Annotated in this window: 18 protein-coding genes, 1 rRNA gene and 1 riboswitch; of the genes, 14 read left to right on the top strand and 5 right to left on the bottom strand. The window is 71.3% G+C overall.

Annotated elements, in window-relative coordinates:
• From rrf to CD790_RS26295, 11 genes are all read left to right on the top strand, one after another.
• Positions 1-87 (top strand): 5S ribosomal RNA (gene rrf / locus CD790_RS26345); the annotation flags it as partial.
• A 208-nt stretch (positions 88-295) separates the two neighbouring features.
• Complete coding sequence (locus tag CD790_RS26340; RefSeq protein ID WP_144385834.1) at positions 296-916, top strand: CDP-alcohol phosphatidyltransferase family protein; 621 nt, start codon at positions 296-298, stop codon at positions 914-916.
• 102 nt (positions 917-1,018) lie between these two features.
• Positions 1,019-3,514: a mannose-1-phosphate guanyltransferase gene (locus CD790_RS26335; RefSeq protein ID WP_144385833.1), complete on the top strand. Its 2,496-nt coding sequence runs from the start codon at positions 1,019-1,021 to the stop codon at positions 3,512-3,514.
• A gap of 234 nt (positions 3,515-3,748) precedes the next feature.
• Positions 3,749-4,681: a DUF881 domain-containing protein gene (locus CD790_RS26330; protein ID WP_144385832.1), complete on the top strand. Its 933-nt coding sequence runs from the start codon at positions 3,749-3,751 to the stop codon at positions 4,679-4,681.
• Positions 4,678-5,010 carry a small basic family protein gene (locus CD790_RS26325; protein ID WP_003984969.1) on the top strand — a complete coding sequence of 111 codons (333 nt, stop codon included), beginning with the start codon at positions 4,678-4,680 and terminating at the stop codon, positions 5,008-5,010. The genes CD790_RS26330 and CD790_RS26325 overlap by 4 nt, the downstream gene beginning before the upstream one ends.
• A gap of 5 nt (positions 5,011-5,015) precedes the next feature.
• Complete coding sequence (locus CD790_RS26320) at positions 5,016-6,053, top strand: DUF881 domain-containing protein (RefSeq protein WP_186319242.1); 1,038 nt, start codon at positions 5,016-5,018, stop codon at positions 6,051-6,053.
• Between the two features lie 61 nt (positions 6,054-6,114).
• Positions 6,115-7,005, top strand: coding sequence for an FHA domain-containing protein (locus tag CD790_RS26315; protein ID WP_144385852.1), 891 nt, complete (start codon positions 6,115-6,117; stop codon positions 7,003-7,005).
• Positions 7,006-7,033: 28 nt separating this feature from the next.
• On the top strand, positions 7,034-7,801 hold the full coding sequence (locus CD790_RS26310; protein ID WP_144385831.1) for a MerR family transcriptional regulator: 768 nt from the start codon (positions 7,034-7,036) through the stop codon (positions 7,799-7,801).
• 53 nt (positions 7,802-7,854) lie between these two features.
• The gene (locus CD790_RS26305; protein ID WP_144385830.1) at positions 7,855-8,328 is read left to right on the top strand and encodes a bifunctional nuclease family protein; all 474 of its coding nucleotides are present in this window, start codon (positions 7,855-7,857) and stop codon (positions 8,326-8,328) included.
• Between the two features lie 178 nt (positions 8,329-8,506).
• Positions 8,507-9,124 carry a MerR family transcriptional regulator gene (locus tag CD790_RS26300; protein WP_144385829.1) on the top strand — a complete coding sequence of 206 codons (618 nt, stop codon included), beginning with the start codon at positions 8,507-8,509 and terminating at the stop codon, positions 9,122-9,124.
• Positions 9,125-9,367: 243 nt separating this feature from the next.
• Entirely contained in the window at positions 9,368-11,035 is a 1,668-nt protein-coding gene (locus tag CD790_RS26295) for a DNA polymerase IV (RefSeq protein WP_144385828.1), read from the top strand.
• 144 nt (positions 11,036-11,179) lie between these two features.
• On the opposite strand, the gene CD790_RS26290 is transcribed toward CD790_RS26295, so the two are convergent.
• A complete protein-coding gene (locus CD790_RS26290; RefSeq protein ID WP_144385827.1) occupies positions 11,180-11,539 on the bottom strand; it encodes a PRC-barrel domain-containing protein in 360 nt (119 codons plus the stop codon).
• Between the two features lie 139 nt (positions 11,540-11,678).
• Positions 11,679-11,786, top strand: a riboswitch (glycine riboswitch).
• Positions 11,787-11,979: 193 nt separating this feature from the next.
• Between CD790_RS26290 and gcvP the strand changes: the two genes are divergently transcribed.
• Entirely contained in the window at positions 11,980-14,874 is a 2,895-nt protein-coding gene (gene gcvP / locus CD790_RS26285) for an aminomethyl-transferring glycine dehydrogenase (RefSeq protein WP_144385826.1), read from the top strand.
• A 280-nt stretch (positions 14,875-15,154) separates the two neighbouring features.
• On the opposite strand, the gene CD790_RS26280 is transcribed toward gcvP, so the two are convergent.
• Together CD790_RS26280 and CD790_RS26275 are read right to left on the bottom strand one after the other, a co-directional pair.
• The gene (locus tag CD790_RS26280; RefSeq protein WP_222108303.1) at positions 15,155-15,361 is read right to left on the bottom strand and encodes a DUF5999 family protein; all 207 of its coding nucleotides are present in this window, start codon (positions 15,359-15,361) and stop codon (positions 15,155-15,157) included.
• A 407-nt stretch (positions 15,362-15,768) separates the two neighbouring features.
• A complete protein-coding gene (locus CD790_RS26275) occupies positions 15,769-16,380 on the bottom strand; it encodes a hypothetical protein (protein WP_144385824.1) in 612 nt (203 codons plus the stop codon).
• A 518-nt stretch (positions 16,381-16,898) separates the two neighbouring features.
• Here CD790_RS26275 and CD790_RS26270 point away from each other — a divergent pair.
• On the top strand, positions 16,899-18,401 hold the full coding sequence (locus CD790_RS26270) for a glutamate-cysteine ligase family protein (protein ID WP_144385823.1): 1,503 nt from the start codon (positions 16,899-16,901) through the stop codon (positions 18,399-18,401).
• Between the two features lie 257 nt (positions 18,402-18,658).
• The gene (locus CD790_RS26265; protein WP_260867892.1) at positions 18,659-19,399 is read left to right on the top strand and encodes a CPBP family intramembrane glutamic endopeptidase; all 741 of its coding nucleotides are present in this window, start codon (positions 18,659-18,661) and stop codon (positions 19,397-19,399) included.
• Between the two features lie 50 nt (positions 19,400-19,449).
• Here the strand turns inward: CD790_RS26265 and CD790_RS26260 are convergent, their stop codons facing one another.
• Both CD790_RS26260 and CD790_RS26255 read right to left on the bottom strand, forming a co-directional pair.
• Positions 19,450-20,265, bottom strand: coding sequence for a PhzF family phenazine biosynthesis protein (locus CD790_RS26260; RefSeq protein WP_144385821.1), 816 nt, complete (start codon positions 20,263-20,265; stop codon positions 19,450-19,452).
• 375 nt (positions 20,266-20,640) lie between these two features.
• Entirely contained in the window at positions 20,641-23,034 is a 2,394-nt protein-coding gene (locus CD790_RS26255; protein WP_144385820.1) for an excinuclease ABC subunit UvrA, read from the bottom strand.
• Positions 23,035-23,268 lie beyond the last annotated feature (234 nt).

Below are 23,268 nucleotides of genomic sequence, written 5' to 3'. Positions count from 1 at the left end.
GGTTACATACCGAACCCGGAAGCTAAGCCTTTCAGCGCCGATGGTACTGCAGGGGGGACCCTGTGGGAGAGTAGGACGCCGCCGAACAATTATTCAGACCCTGGCGGGAACTCCGTTCCCGCCAGGGTCTTTTTGTTGTCCGCCCGATGTAACGCCCCCCGTGCCCCGGCTTTTGCTCCATAGCCACGGTCCCGGAGCCACGGTCCCGGCCTCACCGGGGGCCCGGTGCGGTCCGGTGGACCGCACAGGTAAAGTCATGGGGCATCGTTGGCACCATTCCACAGGAGGCCCCCGGGTGGAGGTCCAGGAGACGCGCGTCCATACCGACCGCGTCCTCACCATCCCGAACATCCTCAGCATGGCGCGCCTGGTCGGCGTGCCGCTTTTCCTGTGGCTGATCCTCTGGCCCGAGTTCGGCGGCCCGAACTGCGATGCCTGGGCGCTGCTCCTCCTCGCGTTCAGCGGTGTCACTGACTATCTCGACGGTAAGCTCGCCCGCCGGTGGAACCAGATCAGCAGTCTCGGCCGCATTCTCGACCCCGCCGCCGACCGGCTTTACATTCTGTCGACGCTGGTGGGGCTGACCTGGCGGGGCATCCTGCCGCTCTGGCTGACCGCCATCCTGCTCGTTCGCGACCTGGTGTTGCTGGTCATGGTGGGCGTCCTCCGCCGGCACGGCTATCCGCCGCCGCAGGTGAACTTCCTCGGCAAGGCCGCCACCTTCAACCTGATGTACGCGTTCCCATTGCTCCTGTTGAGCGATGGAGACGGCTGGTTTCACTCTCTCGCGGCGATTTTCGGATGGGCGTTCGCCGGATGGGGTACAACCCTCTATTGGTGGGCAGGAATCCTGTATGTGGTTCAGGTCCGTCGTCTGGTGAAGGCGGACACCACCGGCCGACTGAGCGCACCGTAGTGGCGCGGTAGAGGCCCTGATTCCCCTCACGGTCATCACGGGCCTTGTCTGGGCGGGGGAAGTCGGCATGACCGTCGTCTCTGCGAGGAGGACGCTTCCGACATGAAGGCCGTCGTGATGGCAGGGGGAGAGGGCACCCGCCTTCGCCCCATGACCTCGAGCATGCCCAAACCACTGCTGCCGGTCGCGAACCGGCCGATCATGGAGCATGTCCTGAGGCTGCTCAAGCGGCACGGTCTGACGGAGACCGTGGTGACCGTCCAGTTTCTCGCCTCCCTCGTGAAGAACTATTTCGGGGACGGCGAAGAGCTCGGCATGGAGCTCACCTATGCCAACGAGGAGAAGCCGCTCGGTACCGCAGGCAGTGTGAAGAACGCGGAAGAGGCGTTGAAGGACGACGCCTTTCTCGTTATCTCCGGGGATGCTCTCACCGACTTCGATCTCACCCAGCTGATCAATTTCCACAAGGAGAAGGGCGCGCTGGTCACCGTCTGTCTGACGCGTGTGCCCAATCCGCTGGAGTTCGGCATCACCATCGTCGACGAGCAGGGCCGGGTCGAGCGTTTCCTGGAGAAGCCCACCTGGGGCCAGGTCTTCTCGGACACCGTCAACACGGGCATCTATGTCATGGAGCCCGAGGTCTTCAACTATGTCGAGGCCGACGTTCCGGTGGACTGGTCCGGCGATGTCTTCCCCCAGCTGATGAAGGAGGGCAAGCCGGTCTACGGCTATGTCGCCGAGGGCTACTGGGAAGACGTGGGCACCCACGAGAGCTATGTGAAGGCCCAGGCCGATGTGCTAGAGGGGAAAGTCGACGTCGAAATCGACGGCTTCGAGATCTCTCCGGGTGTCTGGGTCGCCGAAGGGGCCGAGGTGCACCCGGAGGCCGTGCTGCGCGGCCCGCTCTACATCGGTGACTACGCCAAGGTCGAAGGGGACGTCGAGATCCGTGAGCACACGGTGGTGGGCTCCAACGTCGTCGTGAAGAGCGGCGCGTTTCTGCACAAGGCCGTCGTTCACGACAACGTCTACATCGGGCAGCACTGCAATCTCCGCGGCTGCGTGATCGGGAAGAACACCGACATCATGCGGGCCGCGCGGATCGAGGACGGCGCCGTCATCGGCGATGAGTGCCTCGTCGGTGAAGAATCGATCGTCCAGGGCAACGTCCGGGTCTATCCGTTCAAGACCATCGAGGCGGGCGCGTTCGTCAACACCTCCGTCATCTGGGAGTCCCGCAGCCAGGCGCAGCTGTTCGGCGCGCGTGGCGTCTCCGGGATCCTCAATGTGGAGATCACCCCGGAGCTGGCGGTGCGGCTGGCCGGGGCGTACGCGACCACGCTGAAGAAGGGCGCCACCGTCACCACGGCGCGTGACCACTCGCGGGGCGCGCGAGCGCTCAAGCGCGCGGTGATCTCCGCGCTCCAGACCAGCGCCATCGATGTGCGCGACCTGGAGAACGTGCCGCTGCCCGTGGCCCGCCAGCAGACCGCGCGCGGCAGCGCCGGCGGCATCATGATCCGTACCTCTCCCGGCATCCCCGACTCCGTCGACATCATGTTCTTCGACGAGCGGGGCGCGGATCTGTCGGCCGGTGGCCAGCGCAAGCTGGACCGGGTCTTCGCACGTCAGGAGTATCGCCGGGCCTTCCCAGGGGAGATCGGCGACCTGAGCTTCCCGGCGAGCGTCTTCGACTCCTACACCGGCACCCTGCTGCGGGCCATGGACACCACCGGCATCGCGGAGTCGGGGCTCAAGGTCGTGGTGGACGCCTCGAACGGCAGCGCCGGGCTGGTGTTGCCCAGCCTGCTCGGCCGGCTCGGCGTCGACGTCCTCACCATCAACCCGGGCCTGGACGAATCGCGACCCACGGAGACCGCCGAGGCCCGACGCTCCGGGCTGGTGCGGCTGGGCGAGATCGTCGCCTCCGCCCGCGCGGCCTTCGGGGTGCGCTTCGACCCCGTGGGCGAGCGGATCTCCCTGGTCGACGAGCGGGGCCGGATCGTGGAGGACGACCGGGCCCTGCTGGTCATGCTCGATCTGGTCGCCGCCGAGCGGCGCAGCGGCCGGGTGGCGCTTCCCGTCACCACGACCCGCATCGCCGAGCAGGTGGCCGCGTACCACGGCACGCAGGTGGAGTGGACGACGACGGCGGCCGACGATCTGACCCGGGTGGCGCGGTCGGAGAACACCATCTTCGGCGGGGACGGGCGCGGTGGCTTCATCGTTCCGGAGTTCAGCAGCGTCTTCGACGGAGCCGCCGCCTTCGCCCGGCTGGTCGGCCTGGTGGCCCGGACGCAGCTGACGCTGAGCCAGATCGACGACCGCATTCCGCGGGCGCACGTGCTGCGGCGCAGCCTGGCGACGCCCTGGGCGGTCAAGGGCCTGGTGATGCGGCACGTCGTGGAGGCGGCGGGGGACCGGTCGGTGGACACCACTGACGGGGTGCGGGTGGTCGAGGCCGACGGCCGCTGGGTGATGGTGCTGCCCGACCCCTCCGAGGCGGTCACGCACCTGTGGGCCGAGGGCCCGGACGACGCTTCGGCGAAGGCACTGCTGGACGAATGGGCGCGGGTGGTGGAGGGCGCCGGCCGTTGATCCGGGCATCGGGGCCGGCGGCGTATCGCCGGCCCCGTGCGCCCCTCCCGCCTCGGCGGCGAGGCGCCGTGGCAGCCGTGCGCGGAGGCCGCGAGGGGGTCTGAGGGCGGGCGCGGCCGAGGGGGCGGCCACGGGCCGGGCCCGGGCGCCCGGGCGGCGTCTTCCGGCGGGCGGATCCGGCGCGCCGGTGGGGCCATTGGGAGACGGCGGCCCCGACGTGCGACGATGTGCGGCATGTCGCAGCAGCCCCCCGATCGGAGCACCGCCTCGCCATACGCGCGCCCGCGCCCCGACGCCTCCATGTCGCTGCTGACCAATGTGATGGACCACAGTCTCGACGACGGCTACGCCGAGGCGGCGGCGCGGCGCTCGGCCGCGGGTGAGCGGGGTCTGCCCCGTACCCTGCAGGCCAAGCTCGCGCTGGCCGCGGGGCTGGTGCTGGCGGCGGGCATCGTCACCATCGGCGCGGTGCAGGCGCGGATATCGGCTCCGACGCTCGCCAAGGAGCGTCAGGAACTGGTGAACCGGATCGAGACGGAGACCTCCGACGTCGACGCGCTCGAGGAGAGCGTCGACGCGCTCCGCGACGAGGTCGGGGAGATGCAGCGCAAGGCGCTGGACGAGCCCAGCCGGGAGAAGAGCGAGGTGGTGGCGCTGCTGGCCGGTGCCACCGAGGTGACCGGCCGCGGGGTCAAACTGGTCATCAACGACGCGAAACAGGCCGATCAGGGCGGTGGGGGACCGCGCGAGAGTACCGGTTTCTCCGACACCGGCCGGGTGCGCGACCGCGATATGCAACGGGTCGTCAACGGTTTGTGGGAGTCGGGGGCGGAGGCCATCGCGATCAACGGACAGCGGCTGACCTCGCTGTCGGCGATCAGGGCCGCCGGTGACGCCATACTGGTCGACAACAAACCACTGGTGCCACCGTATACGGTGCTCGCGGTGGGGGACGGTGAGCGGCTGAGCACCGCTTTCCAGGACAGTGCCGACGGGCAGTACCTGCACGTGTTGCGGGAGAACTACGGGATCCGCGCGAGCATTTCCGCCCAGGACGAGGTCCGGCTGCCGGTCGCGCCGAGTCTGATCGTACGTACCGCAGAGCCGATCGGCGGTGCCGCCGGGAAGGGCGGCTCCGACACAGGGAAGGGCACAGGCACATCGTGATCGCCGTTTTGGGCCTCATCGTGGGAGTCGTCGTCGGGCTGGTGGTCCGCCCGGTGGTGCCGACGGTGGTCGAGCCCTATCTGCCGATCGCCGTCGTCGCGGCACTGGACGCGGTGTTCGGCGGCCTCAGGGCGATGCTGGACGGGATCTTCGACGACAAGGTCTTCGTGGTGTCGTTCCTGTCGAACGTGGTGGTGGCGGCGCTGATCGTCTTCCTCGGCGACAAACTCGGCGTCGGCGCCCAGTTGTCCACCGGCGTCGTGGTGGTCCTCGGCATCCGCATCTTCTCCAACGCTGCCGCGATCCGCCGGCACGTCTTCCGGGCGTGAGGCCGATGAGCGGAGACGACACCCCGGAGAAGAACGAGCGCCCCGAACGGCCTTCCGACGCGCGTCCCGACGGGCGTGCGGACGAGCGCCCCGAAGCACCCACCGCCGATGGCGGCGACGGGGAGCGGGAGGGGCCGGAGCGCGCGGCCGAGAGCGCGCCCGAGGAGCCGAGCGCCTCGAAGGACAAGACCCCGGGAAACGGGACGCGTGGGGACGATGGGTCCGGTGAGGACATCGGGTCGCCGAGCGAGCCCCCGGAGGAGCCGGAGGGCTCGCCACCGGGCGCCGCTCCCGGCGGACCCCGCCCGACGCCGACGCCCCCCATGACCGGCCGCCAGCGGCTTGTCAGGGGGTTGTGGCCGCCGCGGCTCACCCGTGCCCAACTCATCGCCGCCGCACTGCTGTTCGTGCTCGGTCTGGGGCTCGCCATTCAGGTACGGTCCACCAGCGAGAGCAGTGTGCTGCGTGGTGCGCGCCAGGAGGACCTGGTACGCATCCTCGACGAGCTGGACAACCGCACCCAGCGGCTGGAGGCGGAGAAGACGCGGCTGGAGGACCAGAAGCGCGAGCTGGAGACCAGCACCGACCAGGCGGAGGAGGCCCGTAAGCAGACGCGCCAGAAGGAGCAGCAGCTCGGCATCCTCGCGGGCACCGTGGGCGCCCAGGGGCCGGGCATCGAGGTCACCATCAACGACCGCTCCGGGGCGGTGGAGGCCGACATGTTGCTGGACGCCATCCAGGAGCTGCGCGCCGCAGGAGCCGAGGCGATCCAGGTCAACGACGTACGAGTGGTCGCGGACAGCTACTTCGCGGACGCCGACGGCGGCGTGGAGATCGATGGACGGAAAGTGACGCAACCGTACGTGTTCAAGGTCATCGGCAAGCCCGAGGACCTGGAGCCCGCGCTGAACATCCCGGGCGGCGTGGTGCAGACTCTGGAAAAGGAGCAGGCCAGCGTGGATGTGGAACGGTCTCAGAAGATCGTCGTGGATGCCTTGCGGCCGGCGAATCGCCCTGACTACGCTCGGTCGTCATCGGAGTGAGGCAGGAGAGGATGGCGATCATGGGTCCCGGGCGCACGGTAGTGGGGGGTCGGCGCACCGGATCGGTGGTGCGTGGTGGAAACTGTCTGACGGTCACGGACGTTGTGAAGGTGTCCGGGTCGGCCGGTGTGTGCATCGAGGGTTACATCGAGGGTTTGTCCTGCCCCACGGGCGGGTCTGTTTCGGTCAAGGGGAATCGCCCGTGAAGTTGTTCGGGAAATTGTTCGGCAAGAGCGCACGCCAGGACGGTGCCGGCGGCACCGCCCGTCACCGTGCCGCGGGCTCCGCGGAGGGCGGCGCCCATGAGGAGCAGCGACCGCTGTTCCGCGATCAGATCGGGGGCCAGGCCGGCGGTGCCGCCGGGGCCGCTCCCATAGGCTCCGGAGGTCCGGCCGCGCCCGGCGCCGGATACGGCGTGGCCGTCTGCACCCGCTGCGGCAATCGGAACGCGGAGACGAGCCGCTTCTGCTCCAACTGCGGCGCGCCGCTGCGCGGAGGGGTCAGCCCCGAGCGCGCGTCGGAGACCACCTCCACCATTTCGATCTCCGGCCTGGAGGCGTACGACTCCGAGGTCACCGGCCAGACGCCGCTGCCGTCGCTCTCCCCGGAGGCGCAGGCCGCGGTGGAGGCGCTGCCGTCGGGCTCCGCCCTGCTGGTGGTGCGCCGGGGTCCGAACTCGGGAAGCCGCTTCCTGCTGGACGGCGACCTGACCACGGCAGGTCGTCACCCGCAGAGCGACATCTTCCTGGACGACGTGACCGTCTCGCGGCGTCATGTGGAGTTCCGTCGTGGCGCGGACGGTCTGTTCACCGTCGCCGACGTCGGCAGCCTCAACGGGACGTACGTCAACCGGGAGGCGATCGACGCGGTCCAGCTGCACAACGGCGACGAGGTGCAGATCGGTAAGTACCGGCTGGTCTTCTTCGCGAGCCAGCGGGGCGTCGGCATCTGAGGTCAACGGCATCCGAGGTAAGGCGTCCATGCTGCACTCATCACCGGGCGGTGCCGGATCGGGCACCGCCGCCTCGGCCCGTCGGCTGATGAGCATCGGCACGGTGCTCAATCAGCTGCGGGACGAGTTTCCCGAAGTCACCATCTCCAAGATCCGCTTCCTGGAGGCGGAGGGGCTGGTGGAGCCGCAGCGGACGCCGTCCGGATACCGCAAGTTCAGCCCGGAGGACGTGGAGCGGCTCGGTTACATCCTGCGCATGCAGCGTGACCACTATCTGCCGCTGAAGGTCATCCGGGAGCATCTCGACGCCCTGGCGCGGGGCGAGGGGGTGCCCTACCCGGTGGTCTCCCCGGCCCCGTCGGGCGAGCTGCTCGACGTGATCGACGGGCTGAGCGGGGACGCCGGGGCCACGGCCGACGGCCGCACCGCGGCCCGGGTGGGCCGCGCCGAGCTGCTGGCCGCCGCCGAGGTGGGCGAGGGCGAGCTGGCCGAGTGGGAGTCGTACGGCCTGATCGGCCCCGCCGTGGACGGGGCGTATGACGCCGACGCGGTGACGGTCGCCAAGCTGGTGGCGGATCTCGGCCGTTTCGGCCTGGAGCCGCGCCATCTGCGCGCGGTGAAGGCGGCGGCCGAACGCGAGGCCGGACTGGTCGAACAGGTGGTCGCGCCGCTGCGACTGCACCGGAATCCGCAGACCAGGGCCCATGCGGAGGCCACCGCCAGGGAAATCGCCGCGCTGTCAGTCCGGCTGCACGCGGCCCTGGTCCAGTGCGCCCTGCGGGCCCGACCGAGCTGACCGAATGCGGGCCCGACTATCCAAACCGGCCGGGCACGTCCTAGGGTTGCTGTGTGAACGAGCTCGACGTCGTGGGTGTCCGGGTGGAAATGCCCTCAAACCAGCCGATCGTGCTTCTGCGTGAAGTGGGAGGCGATCGTTACCTCCCTATCTGGATCGGTCCAGGCGAGGCGACCGCGATCGCCTTCGCCCAGCAGGGGATGGCGCCCGCGCGCCCGCTGACCCATGATCTGTTCAAGGACGTGCTCGAGGCGGTGGGTCAGCGGCTCACCGAGGTCAGGATCACCGACCTGCGCGAGGGCGTCTTCTACGCGGAGCTGGTGTTCGCCAGCGGAGTCGAGGTCAGTGCCCGGCCGTCCGACGCCATAGCGCTGGCGCTGCGCACCGGGACGCCGATCTACGGCAGCGACGGGGTGCTCGACGACGCGGGCATCGCCATTCCGGACGAGCAGGAGGACGAGGTGGAGAAGTTCCGCGAGTTCCTCGACCAGATCTCGCCGGAGGACTTCGGAACCAGCAGCCAGTGAGCCCGACGGCGGTCGTCGCTCGGTAGGCGTCAGCGCATTCGGTCAGCCCTTCCCGCGCACCGGTCACGGGAAACCACTCTCAGGGTGATTATCACTCGGCGTGCCGAGTGTGGCGATCGTTGACGCACCCCGGGCGACTGCCTACCGTCGACAGGGCAGGTCAAGGACGGAGGTCGGCGTGAGAAGCACCGGCGACGGCACGGCGGCCGGCGGTCCGTATCCGCTCGGCAGGGGCGCGGCGGCGGAATCGACGCCCCGGCATCGGGTCGCGGCACAGCGCGCCGCGGACCCGGAGGGCTCCGCCGATCTGATCGGATACCGCGGACCGACCGCCTGTGCGGCGGCGGGTATCACCTACCGCCAGTTGGACTACTGGGCGCGCACCGGGCTCGTGGAGCCGAGCGTGCGCCCCGCGTACGGGTCGGGGACCCAGCGGCTCTACAGCTTCCGGGATGTCGTCGTCCTCAAGATCGTCAAGAGGTTGCTGGACACCGGGGTCTCGCTGCAGAACATCCGCACCGCCGTCCAGCACCTGCGCACCCGCGGGCTGGACGACCTGGCGCGCATGACGCTGATGAGCGATGGCGCCACCGTCTACGAATGCACCTCCCCGGACGAGGTCGTCGAGCTGCTCCAGGGTGGCCAGGGCGTCTTCGGGATCGCGGTCGGCGTCGTCTGGCGCGATGTGGAGGCGGCCCTCTCCCAGCTGCATGGCGAGCGGGCGGACACGGGCGAGACGCTGGTGCGTCCCAATCCCGCCGACGAACTCGCGCGGCGCCGCAACCGCGCGGGCTGACACGCCCCCGCCGCCCGCGCGGGCTGACACGCCCCCGCCGCCCGCGCGGGCTGACACGCCCCCGCCGCCCGCGCGGGCTGACACGCCCCGCGCGGGGACCGCGCGACAAGCCGGCGGCGCCCCGGACTGCCCCGCTCCGAGCTCTCGCTCCCGGGTCACTCCGGCCACTCGGCGCGCCGTCGGCGCACGCGCCCCGAGGACGCCTACGTTCGAATGTCAGTGGCATGCGGCAGCATCTGAGGTGTGAGGGACGCGCCGACGATCCTGCATCTGGACATGGACGCCTTCTACGCTTCGGCGGAGCAGGCGGCCAAGCCGAGCCTGCGCGGAAAGCCGGTGATCGTCGGAGGGCTGGGGCCGCGCGGTGTGGTGGCCACCGCCTCGTACGAGGCGCGGGTCTTCGGGGTGCACTCGGCGATGGCCATGGCCCAGGCCCGCCGGCTCTGCCCCAACGCCGCCTACCTCACCCCGCGCTTCACGGTCTACCGCCAGGTGAGCGACATCGTCATGGGGTTGCTCGGCCGGCTCTCCCCGCTGGTGGAGCCGCTCAGCCTGGACGAGGCGTTCGTGGACCTGGAGGCGGGGGACGCGGCCGTGGCCGACACGGCGTCCGCCCGGGCGGTGGGCGAGCGGCTGCGCGCCGACATCCACGCCGCCACCGGCCTGACCGGCTCGGTGGGGCTCGCGGGCTCGAAGATGCTGGCCAAGATCGCCTCGGAGCAGGCCAAGCCGGACGGCCTGGTGGTGATCGAGCCGGGGACCGAGTGGGAGCTGCTCGGGCCGATGACGGTGCGCACCCTGCCCGGGGTGGGCCCGGCGACCGCGGAGGCCCTGCGCCGCCTGGGGATCCACACCGTCGCCGAGACGCGCGAGGCGGGCGAGGCGGAGCTGGTGCGACTGCTGGGCAAGGCCCACGGCGCGTCGCTGTACGCGATGGCGAACGGCCGGGACGACCGTCCGGTCGTCGCTGAGCGGGACACCAAGTCCGTCTCGGTGGAGGACACCTTCGACGTCGACGTCACCGACCGGGTGCGGATCGAGCTGGAGCTGGCCCGGCTGGCCGGCCGGTGTGTGGAGCGGCTGCGCGGGGCCGGCCGCTCCGGCCGGACCGTCGTGATCAAGGTGCGACGCTATGACTTCTCCACGCTCACCCGCTCCGAGACGCTGCGCGGGCCCACGGACGACCCGGCGGTGGTGCGGGAGGCGGCGGCGCGGCTGATCGAGCAGGTCGACACCACCGCGGGGGTGCGGCTGCTGGGGGTCGGCGTCAGCGGCCTCGCCGACTACACACAGGAGGACCTCTTCGCCCAGGCCGCCCACGCCGCGCAGGCCGCCGAGGCCGCCGGGGCCATCGCGTCCGCCGGGGCCGTCGCGGCGGCCGCGGCGGGGCAGGGGGATCAGCCGGCTCTCGCCGGGACCGGCCCGGGGGCGGCGCACGCTGCCGGCGCCTCCGGCGTCCCTGGCGCCTCCGTGAGCGCCCCGCGCGACGCCGGCGGGACCGGGACACCGGTCGGCCCCGCGGCGGGCCACGGCGCGGCGGGGGAGCGCCTCCAAGGCGCTGAGGAGACCCCGCCCCGGCGCTGGCTGCCCGGTCTGGACGTGCGGCACGCGGAGTACGGGCCGGGCTGGGTGCAGGGAAGCGGCGTCGGTCGGGTCACCGTCCGCTTTGAAAAGCCCTGGTCGGCGCCCGGCCGGGTGCGCACCTTCGCTGTCGACGACCCGGACCTGGAGCCGGGCGAGCCGCTCCCGCTGGTCCCCTCCGCCGCGGACCTCGCCGCGACGGAGCACGCGGACACCCCCGTACCGGCGCGGCCGGGCCGCCCCGGCGGGGCGCCGGAGCGACGGCGTTCGGCCGCGGACGGCGCGGCACCGCGGCCGCTCGGCGCCGCGCAGACCCGACCCGCGGGTTAGACCTGAGCCGCGGGTTAGACCTGACCCGCGCGTTCGACCCGACCCGCTGGCTGAACCCGACCCGACAGGGCCGGCCGGACCCGCCGGATCCGCTGAACCTGTACGGGGACCCGCTGAATCCGCTGGATGGCTGGACGGGCCGGGTCAGCCCTCGGCAGGGCCGCCCGGTTCGTCCTCGATGGCCGGGCCGGAGGCCGCGTCCAGTCCGTAGTGGTGGTAGAGCTGCAGCTCCTGTTCCGGGGAGAGGTGGCGCCCCACGCCGAAGTCCGGGGCGTCCTTGATCATGTGCCGCTCGAAGGGGACGCGGAGGCCGTCCGAGGCGACCTCGCTCGGTTCCAGCGGTACGAAGACGTCCCGACTGAAGATGCCGGTGCGAACCGCCGCCCACTGCGGTTCGCCGGTCGCGTCGTCGAGGTAGACCTCGTCCACGGTCCCGATCTTCGCGCCGTCGCGGTCGAATGCCTTGCGCCCGATCAGCTGCCGGGGGTCGATGTCGGTCTGCACGGTCCCTCCAACTGACGGAAGAATGCCCCCGGCACCTACGAAAAGCCACAACGCCGGACATGGCCACTTGAGCGCGGTGTGAGGCCGATTGCACACCGGTTCGACGGGCAGATGCGCTGGTAGGCTGGCTAACGGCTGCAGACCCCGTGCGGGAGAGCCCTCTGCCGAGCTCGTTGGAGATCGTCGGAGGCGCCGAAGGAGCAAATCCTCCCCGGAATCTCTCAGGCACATGTACCGCGCGGGTGAGGTCACTCTGGAAAGCAGGGTGGGCCACGAAGCGCATGGCTTCGGGACCCCTCCTCACCGACGGTGAAAGCCGGTTCGTGTGCGGCAGCACGGGCCGGTGAAGCTCTCAGGTTGAGATGACAGAGGGGGAGGCCATCCGGGTACCCGCGCCGTGGTGCCCCTCGCAGGTCGCATCGACCAGGAGGCCCCCGCAGATGACTGCCAACCGCATCTCCCTCGCCGCGCTGGAGCAGGGCACGCCCTTCGCCCGGCGTCACATCGGACCCGATGGCGAGGCGCAGGCCAAGATGCTCGCGCAGGTGGGCTTCGGCTCCCTCGACGAGCTCACCGACACCGCCGTGCCGGACGTGATCAAGAACGCCGAGGCGCTGGGTCTGCCGGCCGCCCGCAGCGAGGCCGACGTCCTCGCCGAGCTGCGCACCCTCGCCGACCGCAACCAGGTGCTCTCCTCCATGATCGGCCTGGGCTACCACGGCACCTTCACGCCGCCGGTGATCCTGCGCAACGTCATGGAGAACCCCTCCTGGTACACCGCGTACACCCCGTACCAGCCGGAGATCTCCCAGGGCCGCCTGGAGGCGCTGCTCAACTTCCAGACCGTCGTCGCCGACCTGACCGGCCTGCCCACCTCCGGCGCCTCGCTGCTGGACGAGGGCACCGCGGCCGCCGAGGCCATGGCGCTGTCCCGGCGCGTCGGCAAGGTCAAGGACGGGGTCTTCCTCGTCGACGCCGACTGTCTGCCGCAGACCATCGCCGTCATCCAGACCCGCGCGGAACCCACCGGGGTCGAGGTGGTCGTCGCCGACCTCTCCGAGGGCATCCCCGCCGAGGTCGCCGAGCGCGGTGTGTTCGGCGTGCTGCTCCAGTACCCGGGTGCCTCCGGCGTGGTCCGGGACCCGCGCGCCGTGATCGAGCGGGCCCACGAGCTCGGCGCCGTCGTCACCGTCGCCGCGGACCTGCTCGCCCTCACGCTGCTGACGTCCCCGGGCGAGCTGGGCGCGGACATCGCGGTCGGCTCCAGCCAGCGCTTCGGCGTCCCGATGGGCTTCGGCGGCCCGCACGCCGGCTTCATGGCCGTGCGCGACGCCTACGCCCGCAGCCTGCCCGGCCGCCTGGTCGGCGTCTCCGTCGACGCGGACGGCGACAAGGCGTACCGCCTGGCCCTGCAGACCCGCGAGCAGCACATCCGCCGCGAGAAGGCCACCAGCAACATCTGCACCGCGCAGGTACTCCTGGCCGTGATGGCCGGTATGTACGCCGTGTACCACGGCCCGGACGGCCTCGCGGCCATCGCCCGGCGCACCCACCGCTACGCCGCGGTGCTCGCCGCCGGGCTGCGCGCGGCCGGCGTCGAGGTCGTGCACGGCGCGTTCTTCGACACCGTCACCGTGCGGGTGCCGGGCCGGGCCGCCGAGGTCGTCGCCGCGGCCCGCGACCTCGGGGTCAACCTGCGGCTCACCGACGCCGACCACGTCGGCCTCTCCTGCGACGAGACCACCGGCCGCACCGAACTGGCGGCGGTCTGGACGGCCTTCGGCCTGGGCGACGCGCTCCCCGTCATCGACGAGCTGGACGCGGCCACCGAAGAGAGCCTGCCGGCGGACCTGCTGCGCACCGACGCGTACCTGACCCACCCGGTCTTCCACCAGCACCGTTCCGAGACCGCGATGCTGCGCTACCTGCGCCGCCTCGCCGACCGCGACTACGCGCTGGACCGCGGCATGATCCCGCTCGGCTCCTGCACCATGAAGCTGAACGCGACCACCGAGATGGAGCCGGTCACCTGGCCGGAGTTCGGCGGCCTGCACCCCTTCGCGCCGATCGAGCAGGCGGCGGGCTATGTGACGCTGATCCGTGAGCTGGAGGAGCGGCTCGCCGAGATCACCGGCTACGACAAGGTCTCGATCCAGCCGAACGCCGGCTCGCAGGGCGAGCTCGCGGGCCTGCTGGCCGTGCGGGCCTACCACCGGGCCAACGGCGACACGCAGCGCACCATCTGCCTCATCCCGTCGTCGGCGCACGGCACCAACGCGGCCAGCGCCGTGATGGCGGGGATGAAGGTCGTCGTCGTCAAGACCGGCGAGGACGGCGAGGTCGACACCGAGGACCTGCGCGCCAAGATCGAGAAGCACCGCGAGGAGCTGGCGGTGCTGATGGTCACCTACCCCTCCACGCACGGCGTGTTCGAGGAGCACATCACCGAGATCTGCGACGCCGTGCACGAGGCGGGCGGTCAGGTGTACGTGGACGGGGCCAACCTCAACGCGCTGGTCGGCCTCGCCGGCCCGGGCTCGTTCGGCGGCGACGTCTCACACCTGAACCTGCACAAGACCTTCTGCATCCCGCACGGCGGCGGCGGCCCCGGCGTCGGCCCGGTCGCGGTCCGCGCGCACCTGGCGCCGTACCTGCCCAACCACCCGCTGCAGCCCACCGCGGGCCCGGAGACCGGCGTCGGACCGATCTCGGCCGCACCGTGGGGCTCGGCCGGCATCCTGCCGATCTCGTGGGCGTACGTCCGACTGATGGGCGGCGAGGGGCTGCGGCGCGCCACCCAGGTCGCGGTGCTGAGCGCCAACTACATCGCCAAGCGGCTGGAGCCGCACTACCCGGTGCTGTACACCGGCCCCGGCGGGCTGGTCGCGCACGAGTGCATCATCGACCTGCGCCCGCTCACCAAGGCCACCGGCGTCACCGTCGACGACGTGGCCAAGCGCCTGATCGACTACGGCTTCCACGCGCCGACCATGTCGTTCCCGGTCGCCGGCACGCTGATGATCGAGCCCACGGAGAGCGAGGACCTCGCCGAACTGGACCGGTTCTGCGAGACGATGATCGCCATCCGTGAGGAGATCGAGAAGGTCGGCTCTGGGGAGTGGTCGAAGGACGACAACCCGCTGCGGAACGCGCCGCACACCGCGGCCGCCCTCGGCGGCGACTGGAACCACGCCTACAGCCGCGAGGAGGCGGTCTTCCCGGCCGGCGTCTCGGCCGCGGACAAGTACTGGCCGCCGGTGCGCCGCATCGACGGGGCCTTCGGCGACCGTAACCTGGTCTGCTCCTGCCCGCCGCTGGACGAGTACGAGGGCTGATCGAGGCACTCCCGCCTCTCGGCGCGCATGCGTCGGGGCCGGTTCGGCGGACTCCGCCGGGCCGGCCCCTTGGGTTCTCGGGCTTGGTTCTCCTCCGGGCCCCCGTTGTCAGGGGCTCGGTTCGTCTCTCCGGGCGCTGTGAGCGGCTGCCGACGGTCGACCGTCCTCGACCGCCCGTTCCCCACGGTCGCCGCGCTCTTTCTTTCGGCAGCCGCGCGCCCTACGGCTCACGCGTCGGGTGGTCCGCCCGCGCGTGGCGGCTCGCTCGCCGGTGGTGACCCTACGCGGCGGTCGCGATGTGCTCCGTGCCCAGTGGCCGGTGCGGGGCGATGATCTGCCCGTCCGGCAGCAGCTCACCGGTGTCCTCGAACTGCAGGACGCCGTTGCACAGCAGGCTCCAGCCCTGTTCCGGGAAGTGCGCCACCCGATGGGCGGCCTCCCGGTCGGCGGAGTCGGCTGACGGGCACGCTGGCTGGTGCTGACACATGGATGCGTTCTTTCGCTGGTGTGTAAGTTTCCCGCGGCTCGATGCGGCGTTCATGGCCGCCCCCCGTAGTCAGATCGGTCGTCGTGCTCCCAGTGTTGCCCTACGGACGTGACTCCGCAGGGATTTCGCGGCAGAGGTACTCACCCGATAAGGACGCGTCACTCGGGCGGGCGGTTCAATGACCCCCCACCGTCACTTTGGATGGTTCCCCATGGCCCTGGATGACTAGCCCGAGCGGATGGGGCGCATATCGGCCGGCTGGCGCATAGGGGGTATGGGGGGGCGTGCGCCGCGACGGCGGAGCGCCCCGCGACGGCGCTGCCGCGGGGCGCTCCCTGCGTCGGTGGGGCGCCGGGTCGCCGACGCCTCCTCATGGTCTTCGGATCGCGGTGCCGCGCCGGACCGGCTCAGGCGGGCGAGCCGAGCAGCGGGGTGGTGGGAGTGGTGCGGGTGAGTCGAAGGGTGAGCCGGGGCAGCAACTCGGCCACGCGCAGCGCCCGGTGGGCGGCGATACCGGGCGGGGCGGGGGCGAGCGGCACCAGGAGATCGGCGGGGGCCGGCCGCCCCTGCTCGGGTTCGACGGTCGGTTCGGTGGCGGGGTCGGCGTGCAGCCACAGCGTGAGCATGTAGAGCTCGGGCAGGAAGAGCAGTCGGGGCTGGTGCAGGGCGGGCAGCGACTCGGCCTGGCTCAGGACCTGTTCGGTCGAGGTCACATACGGGCCCTCGCAGAAGTGCGAGAAGGCCCAGCCGTCGGCGGTGGGGACCACTTCGGCCGCGGCGACCGCCCGGCCGCCGCCGCGGATGAGGAAGCGCCAGCCGGTCAGCCGGGTGCGGGAGGGGACGCCGGGCGCGGTGATGGTGTCCAGGACGTGGACGGGGAGCGGGCTTTCGGCGGTGAAGGGAGCGGTTAACGAACGGAGTGCGGGGGTGCGCGCCTCGCGGACGGCGGTGGGGGAACCGAGGGCCGTGAGGACGCTGCGCAGTGCGGGCGTGGGAGCCGGGGGAACATGCAGCGGCATGATGGGTTGCCTCTCACTTCGGAGAAACGGTGGTGCTGGGCGTGTCGCACAGGGACGGCGCGTGGGCGTGTGGGGTCAGAGGTGGGCCGGGGCCGATGGCCGGGCGTCAACTCTCCGCCTCCAATGGCAAGTTTATACGACACGTGTTCCCGCGATGTTTCGCCTAGCGCTCCCGAGCACTACGAACAAGGGGTTTTCCGGACCGCGCGGCGAGGGTGTTTAGCTAAATCTGTTCCTTATGTGCGGGTGCGACCTCGTATTTTGCCCGTTAAGCGGTAGGCCGGTTCCGTGCGGTGTATTCCGCGTATTCCTGCCGGTACATCACGGCCTTTTCGGGGCATTTACGCCGCGCCGCTTCGCTTCCCTCGGCACGCCCCGGTGCGCCCCCGTGGCGTCCTGCAAGAGCCTACCGGTCGCAGCCGTGCCGCGGGGCGCTATCGATCACATTGCCTGGGCATCATCGACCGTGGTACCGGCGGCCGGCGCCGCCGAAGCCCTACTTCGAGGAGGACGCTTCGATGGGCGAGAAGGTCGTGTCCGGTGGGTTCGACCTGTCCGACCGACAGTGGCAGCGCGCGAAACTCCGGGACTGTATGAGAGCGTTGCACAGGCTCCTGGACGAGAAGCGATTCGACCGCCCGCAGAATCTCATGGGGTTGGAGATCGAGCTGAATCTCGCGGGTTCCGACGGGATGCCGAGGATGATGAACGCGCAGGTTCTCGAACGCATCGCGAGCCAGGATTTCCAGACCGAACTCGGGCAGTGCAATCTTGAAGTGAACATCGTCCCGCACCGGCTGTCCGGCCGAGTGCTCGACCAGCTCGCCGAGGAGCTGCGGACCGGCCTTGCATATGCCGACCGCAAAGCCAGAGAGGTGTCCTCCCAGATCGTGATGATCGGTATTCTGCCCACTCTCGTCGCCGAGGATCTGGGATCCTCCAATCTGTCCTGCGACGAGCGCTACAAAATGCTCAACGAGCAGATGCTGGCGGCCCGGGGCGAGGACTTCATCATCGACGTCGAGGGCGTGGAGCGGTTCGTCTACTCCTCCGGCTCGATCGCGCCCGAGGCCGCCTGCACCTCCGTGCAACTGCACCTCCAGGTGACACCGGCGCGGTTCGCGGCCGTGTGGAACGCAGCCCAGGCGGTCGCCGCGGTGCAGATAGCGGTGGGCGCCAACTCGCCCTTCATCTTCGGCCACGAGGTCTGGCGGGAGTCCCGCCCCCCGCTGTTCTTACAGTCCACCGACTTCCGCCAGCCGGAGTTCGCGTCGCAGGGGATGCGTCCGCGCACCTGGTTCGGCGAGCGCTGGATCAGCCGTCCCGCCGAGCTCTTCGAAGAGAACCTGCGCTACTTCCCACCACTGCTGCGCACCGACCAGGAAGAGGAGCCGCTGCGCGTCCTGGACGAGGGCGGAGTGCCCCAGCTGTACGAGCTGACGCTGCACAACGGCACCGTCTACCGCTGGAACCGCCCCGTCTACGGGGTCGCGGACGGCGTGCCCCACCTGCGGGTCGAGAACCGGGTGCTGCCCGCGGGGCCCACCGTCACCGACGTGATCGCCAACGTCGCCTTCTACTACGGCCTGGTGCGGGCCCTGGTCGAGGAGCCCCGCCCGGTCTGGAGCCGCATGCCCTTCGAGGCCGCGGCCGAGAACTTCGACGCGGCCTGCCGGGACGGCATCGACGCCGTGCTGCGCTGGCCCCGCTCCGGACGCTTCCCGTCCCTGCCCCGGATCCCGGCCGTACGGCTGGTACGGGACGAACTGCTGCCGCTGGCCGCGGCCGGGCTCGACGCCTGGGGCGTCGAGCCCGCCGACCGCGACCGCTACCTCGGAGTGATCGAGGAGCGCTGCCGACTGCGCGCCAACGGTGCCTCCTGGCAGGCGGCCACCTACCATCAGGCGCGGGACGCCGGCATGGACCGGGAGGCCGCCCTCGCGGCGATGACGCGCCGCTACTGCGCGCTGGCCCGGACCGAGGAGCCGGTACACACCTGGCCGGTCGGCTTCTCCGACTGACGGCACCGCCGGGCCGTGACGTCGGGCCGCTCGCCGGCGTGGCGGGGCGCTTCCGCCGGTCCGGGAGTTTCTCGCCGGTGCGGGGGGTGGCCTCGTCCGCTCCGGGGTCGCCCCCGTGTCGTGCGGAGGGTGGGCGTCGGGCAAGCTAGGGCGCGGGGCGGGACACGGAAAGGCGAGGGCGGACAGTGCAGGCGAGAACGCGCGCGGCGGCGGCTTCCCCGCCCGGCGGGGCCACGACGGAGCGGTCGACGCGGCGGATGTGGCGCACCGAGCTGTCGCTCGTGTTGGCCCTGTCGCTCGGCGCGAGCGGGATCTCCGCGCTGATCAGCTTCATCGGCTCGGTGACCGCGCCGGGCGGGCTGAAGGACAAGGCGGCCACACTCAACGGCTCGGCTGCGCCGGGCCGCCCCTGGCTCGACCTGGCCTGGCAGCTCTTCGGTATCAGTACCGCGCTGGTGCCGGTCGTCCTCGTCGCCCATCTGCTGCTCCGCGAGGGCTCCGGGCTGCGGGCGATCGGCTTCGACCGGCGGCGGCCGGGCTTCGACCTGGGCTGGGGCGCCGTGATCGCGGCCGGCATCGGCGGCACCGGGCTGCTGCTGTACCTCGGGGCGCGGGCGGCCGGGGGCAATCTGACCGTGGTGCCCGAAGCGCTGCCGGACGTGTGGTGGAAGATCCCGGTGCTGATCGCCTCCGCGGTGCAGAACGCCGTGCTGGAAGAGGTGATCGTCGTCGGCTACCTGCTGCGCCGGCTCGGCCAGCTCGGCTGGACGCCGATGGCCGCGCTGCTGGCCAGCTCGGTGCTGCGCGGCTCGTACCACCTCTACCAGGGCATCGGCGGATTCTTCGGCAACATGGCGATGGGCATGATCTTCGTGCTGCTCTACCGCCGCTGGGGGCGGGTCGGGCCGCTCGTCGCCGCGCACGCGCTGATCGACATCGTCGCGTTCGTCGGCTACGCGCTGCTGGCCGGCAAGGTCGGCTGGCTGCCCACGGCCTGAGCCGGCGCCCCGCGTACCCCACGGGGGCCGTTGAGGGGCGGGCCGCCGTGCTAGGCGAGCAGTTCGCCGTCGATGACGGTCGTCGCGAGGCCGCTGAGCAGCGTGCGATCGCCGCGCAGCGCGGTCCGCACCAGGCCGCCGCGCGCGGACGCCTGGAGGCCGGTCAGCTCCTCGCGGCCGAGCCGGGCGGACCAGAAGGGGGCCAGCGCGGTGTGGGCGCTGCCGGTGACGGGGTCCTCGTCGATCCCGACGTTCGGGAAGAAGCAGCGCGAGACGTAGTCGTAGCCGCGTGCCGGGTCGGCGGCCGGGGCGGTGGCGATGACGCCCCGTCGGGAGGCCCGGCCGATGGCCCGGATGTCCGGGGCCAGCTCGCGCACGCTCCGCTCGTCGGCCAGCTCGACCAGCAGATCGCCGATGTGCTCGCTGGTGTCGTGGACGCCGAGGGGCTTGGCGCCCAGTGCCTCCGCCAGCCCTTCGGGCGCGTCGACCGGCGTCAGCGCGGAGGTCGGGAAGTCCAGGGTGATCGCTCCGTCGGCGGCCGGTGCCGCGGACAGCACCCCGCCGCGGGTGGCGAAGCGCACGGTGCCGTCGGCCGCGCCGGTGGCGCGCAGGACGTGCGCGGTGGCGAGCGTGGCGTGTCCGCACATGTCCACCTCGGTGGTCGGGGTGAACCAGCGAAGCGCCCAGTCGGCCTCCCCGCCGGCCGGGAGCGGATGCGCGAAGGCGGTCTCGGAGAGATTGACCTCCGCCGCCACCTGCCGCATCCAGGAGTCGTCGGGGAAGGAGTCCCGGTCGAGCAGGAGCACGCCGGCGGGGTTGCCGGAGAAGGGACGGTCGGTGAAGGCGTCGACGATTCGCAAGCGCATGGCGTGACGGTAGCGGGCCGGTGAGGGCGCGGCCACGGCCAATCGCCCGGCCGTGGCCCGCACTCGGCGGGCCACGTCCCCGCCGCGCCAGCGGAGCAGGACGCGTCAGCGGCGCAGGACGTCAGCAGGGCAGGAGGCGTCAGCAGGACGCGTCAGCGGCGCAGCACCCGTCAACAGGAGCCGCGGCCTCCTGGCTCCCGACCGTGTCGCCGCGCGTCAATGGTGCGTCGTCGACCGCGGTGCGCGCCGGCGGGCATCGCCGGGCGCCGCGCGGGCGCGGGCGGCGGGCCGTCGGGAGCGCCGGCCGACGCTCCCGACGGCCCCCCGACAGACGCCCGACGGCCGCGAGAGCCGGCGGTGTTCGCCAGACCGCGGTCAGCCGCCGACGTAGGCCGCGAGATGCTCGCCGGTGAGGGTGGAGCGGGCGGCGACGAGGTCGGCGGGCGTGCCCTCGAAGACGATCCGGCCACCGTCGTGGCCGGCGCCGGGGCCGAGGTCGACGATCCAGTCGGCGTGCGCCATGACCGCCTGGTGGTGCTCGATGACGATGACCGACTTGCCGGAGTCGACGAGCCGGTCGAGCAGGGCGAGCAGATGCTCGACGTCGGCGAGGTGCAGGCCGGTGGTCGGCTCGTCGAGGACGTAGACGCCGCCCTTCTCGGCCATGTGGGTGGCCAGCTTGAGCCGTTGCCGCTCGCCGCCGGACAGCGTGGTGAGCGGCTGACCCAGGCTGAGGTAGCCGAGCCCGACGTCGGCGAGCCGCTCCAGGATGCGGTGCGCGGCCGGGGTGCGCGCCTCTCCGGCGCCGAAGAACTCCTCGGCCTCGGTCACCGACATCGCGAGCACCTCGCTGATGTCGCGGCCGCCGAGGTGGTGGTCGAGCACCGACGCCTCGAACCGCTTTCCCTCGCAGTCCTCGCAGGTGCTGGCGACGCCGGCCATCATCGCCAGGTCGGTGTAGACGACGCCGGCGCCGTTGCAGGTGGGGCAGGCGCCCTCGGAGTTGGCGCTGAACAGCGCCGGCTTCACGCCGTTGGCCTTCGCGAACGCCTTGCGGATCGGGTCGAGGAGTCCGGTGTACGTCGCCGGGTTGCTCCGCCGGGAGCCGCGGATGGGGCCCTGGTCGACGGAGACCACGCCCTCGCCGGTGGGGATCGAGCCGTGCACCAGCGAGCTCTTGCCGGAGCCGGCGACCCCGGTGACGACGGTCAGCACGCCGAGTGGGATGTCGACGTCGACGCCGCGCAGGTTGTGCGTCGTCGCCCCGCGGATCGGCAGGGTGCCGGTGGGCTTCCGCACCGTCGCCTTGAGAGCCGCCCGGTCGTCGAGGTGGCGACCGGTGATGGTGCCACCGGCCCGCAGTCCCTCGACGGTGCCCTCGAAGCAGACGGTGCCGCCCGCCGTGCCGGCACCGGGGCCGAGGTCGACGACATGGTCGGCGATCGCGATCACCTCCGGCTTGTGTTCCACGACGAGCACCGTGTTGCCCTTGTCGCGCAGCCGCAGCAGCAGGTCGTTCATCCGCTGGATGTCATGGGGGTGCAGGCCGATGGTGGGCTCGTCGAAGACGTAGGTGACGTCGGTGAGCGAGGAGCCGAGATGGCGGATCATCTTGACGCGCTGCGCCTCGCCGCCCGAGAGCGTCCCCGAGGAGCGGTCGAGCGAGAGATAGCCGAGGCCGATCTCCACGAACGAGTCGAGGGTCCGCTGGAGCGCGGTGAGCAGCGGCGCCACCGAGGGATCCGTGATGCCGCGGACCCACTCGGCCAGGTCTCTGATCTCCATCGCGCAGGCGTCGGCGATGCTCTTCCGCTTGATCTTCGAGGACCGGGCCCCCTCGTTGAGCCGGGTGCCGTCGCACTCGGGGCAGGTGGTGAAGGTGACCGCCCGCTCCACGAAGGCCCGGATGTGCGGCTGCATCGCCTCCTTGTCCTTGGACAGGAACGACTTCTGGATCTTGGGGATCAGCCCTTCATAGGTGAGGTTGACCCCGTTGACCTTCACCTTGGTCGGCTCACGGTAGAGGAAGTCCTGCATCTCCCTCCGGGTGAACTCGCGGATCGGCTTGCGCGGGTCGAGGAATCCCGACTCGGCGTAGATTCCCACGGTCCACACGTTGTCCGACTTCCAGCCGGGGATGGTGAAGGCCCCCTCGGCGATCGACTTGGAGTCGTCGTAGAGCTGGGTGAGGTCGATGTCGGAGACCGCGCCCCGGCCCTCGCAGCGGGTACACATGCCGCCGGTGCGCTGGAAGGTGGCCTTCTGGGCCTTGGTCTTGGCGCCGCGCTCGACGGTGATCGCGCCGCTCGCCCGGACCGAGGCGACGTTGAAGGCGTACGCGCTGGGCGGGCCGATGTGCGGCGTGCCGAGCCGGCTGAAGAGGATGCGCAGCATCGCGTTGGCGTCGGTGGCGGTGCCGACCGTGGAGCGGGGATCGGCGCCCATGCGCTGCTGGTCGACGATGATCGCGGTGGTCAGCCCGTCGAGCACGTCGACCTCCGGCCGCGCCTGCGTCGGCATGAAGCCCTGTACGAAGGCGCTGTAGGTCTCGTTGATCAGCCGCTGGGACTCCGCGGCGATCGTGTCGAAGACCAGCGAGCTCTTGCCCGAGCCGGACACGCCGGTGAACACCGTCAGTCGGCGCTTCGGGATCTCGATGCTGACGTCCTTGAGGTTGTTCTCGCGCGCGCCGTGCACGCGGATCAGATCGTGGCTGTCGGCGAGGTGCGACGCGGGCGACTGCGGGTCCGTCCTCGTGGCCGTGCTCATCTGTGTCTCCCTCTCTGTCGGGCGGGGCCGCCCGCGGGGGCTCCAAAAGGCCTCGCCTGGCTCGATCTGATCAGCTTCGAGCGTACGTCCGACGCGGCGGCGTCGGACGGCTCAGCGGAGCCCGTCGAAGCGGATCGGTTCGCCCGCGGATCGCGGAACGCGGGATCGCGGATCGCGCGGTCGCGGAGCGCCCGGTCGTGATCGCCGTACGGACCGGTGAGGTCCATGACGGCG

The organism is Streptomyces sp. SAJ15 (assembly GCF_007595705.1).
Lineage (GTDB): Bacteria > Actinomycetota > Actinomycetes > Streptomycetales > Streptomycetaceae > Streptomyces.
The sequence above is the reverse complement of the archived record's forward strand: the minus strand, read 5'-3'. Positions and strand labels throughout refer to the sequence as shown.

What these genes read in the sequence shown, in the direction of transcription:
- CD790_RS26335 (WP_144385833.1), top strand. Translation starts at nt 1,019, where the DNA reads ATGAAGGCCGTCGTGATGGCAGGGGGAGAGGGCACCCGCCTTCGCCCC.
- CD790_RS26330 (WP_144385832.1), top strand. Translation starts at nt 3,749, where the DNA reads ATGTCGCAGCAGCCCCCCGATCGGAGCACCGCCTCGCCATACGCGCGC.
- CD790_RS26320 (WP_186319242.1), top strand. Translation starts at nt 5,016, where the DNA reads ATGAGCGGAGACGACACCCCGGAGAAGAACGAGCGCCCCGAACGGCCT.
- CD790_RS26310 (WP_144385831.1), top strand. Translation starts at nt 7,034, where the DNA reads ATGCTGCACTCATCACCGGGCGGTGCCGGATCGGGCACCGCCGCCTCG.
- gcvP (WP_144385826.1), top strand. Translation starts at nt 11,980, where the DNA reads ATGACTGCCAACCGCATCTCCCTCGCCGCGCTGGAGCAGGGCACGCCC.
- CD790_RS26280 (WP_222108303.1), bottom strand. Translation starts at nt 15,361, where the DNA reads ATGTGTCAGCACCAGCCAGCGTGCCCGTCAGCCGACTCCGCCGACCGG.
- CD790_RS26275 (WP_144385824.1), bottom strand. Translation starts at nt 16,380, where the DNA reads ATGCCGCTGCATGTTCCCCCGGCTCCCACGCCCGCACTGCGCAGCGTC.
- CD790_RS26270 (WP_144385823.1), top strand. Translation starts at nt 16,899, where the DNA reads ATGGGCGAGAAGGTCGTGTCCGGTGGGTTCGACCTGTCCGACCGACAG.
- CD790_RS26265 (WP_260867892.1), top strand. Translation starts at nt 18,659, where the DNA reads ATGTGGCGCACCGAGCTGTCGCTCGTGTTGGCCCTGTCGCTCGGCGCG.
- CD790_RS26260 (WP_144385821.1), bottom strand. Translation starts at nt 20,265, where the DNA reads ATGCGCTTGCGAATCGTCGACGCCTTCACCGACCGTCCCTTCTCCGGC.
- CD790_RS26255 (WP_144385820.1), bottom strand. Translation starts at nt 23,034, where the DNA reads ATGAGCACGGCCACGAGGACGGACCCGCAGTCGCCCGCGTCGCACCTC.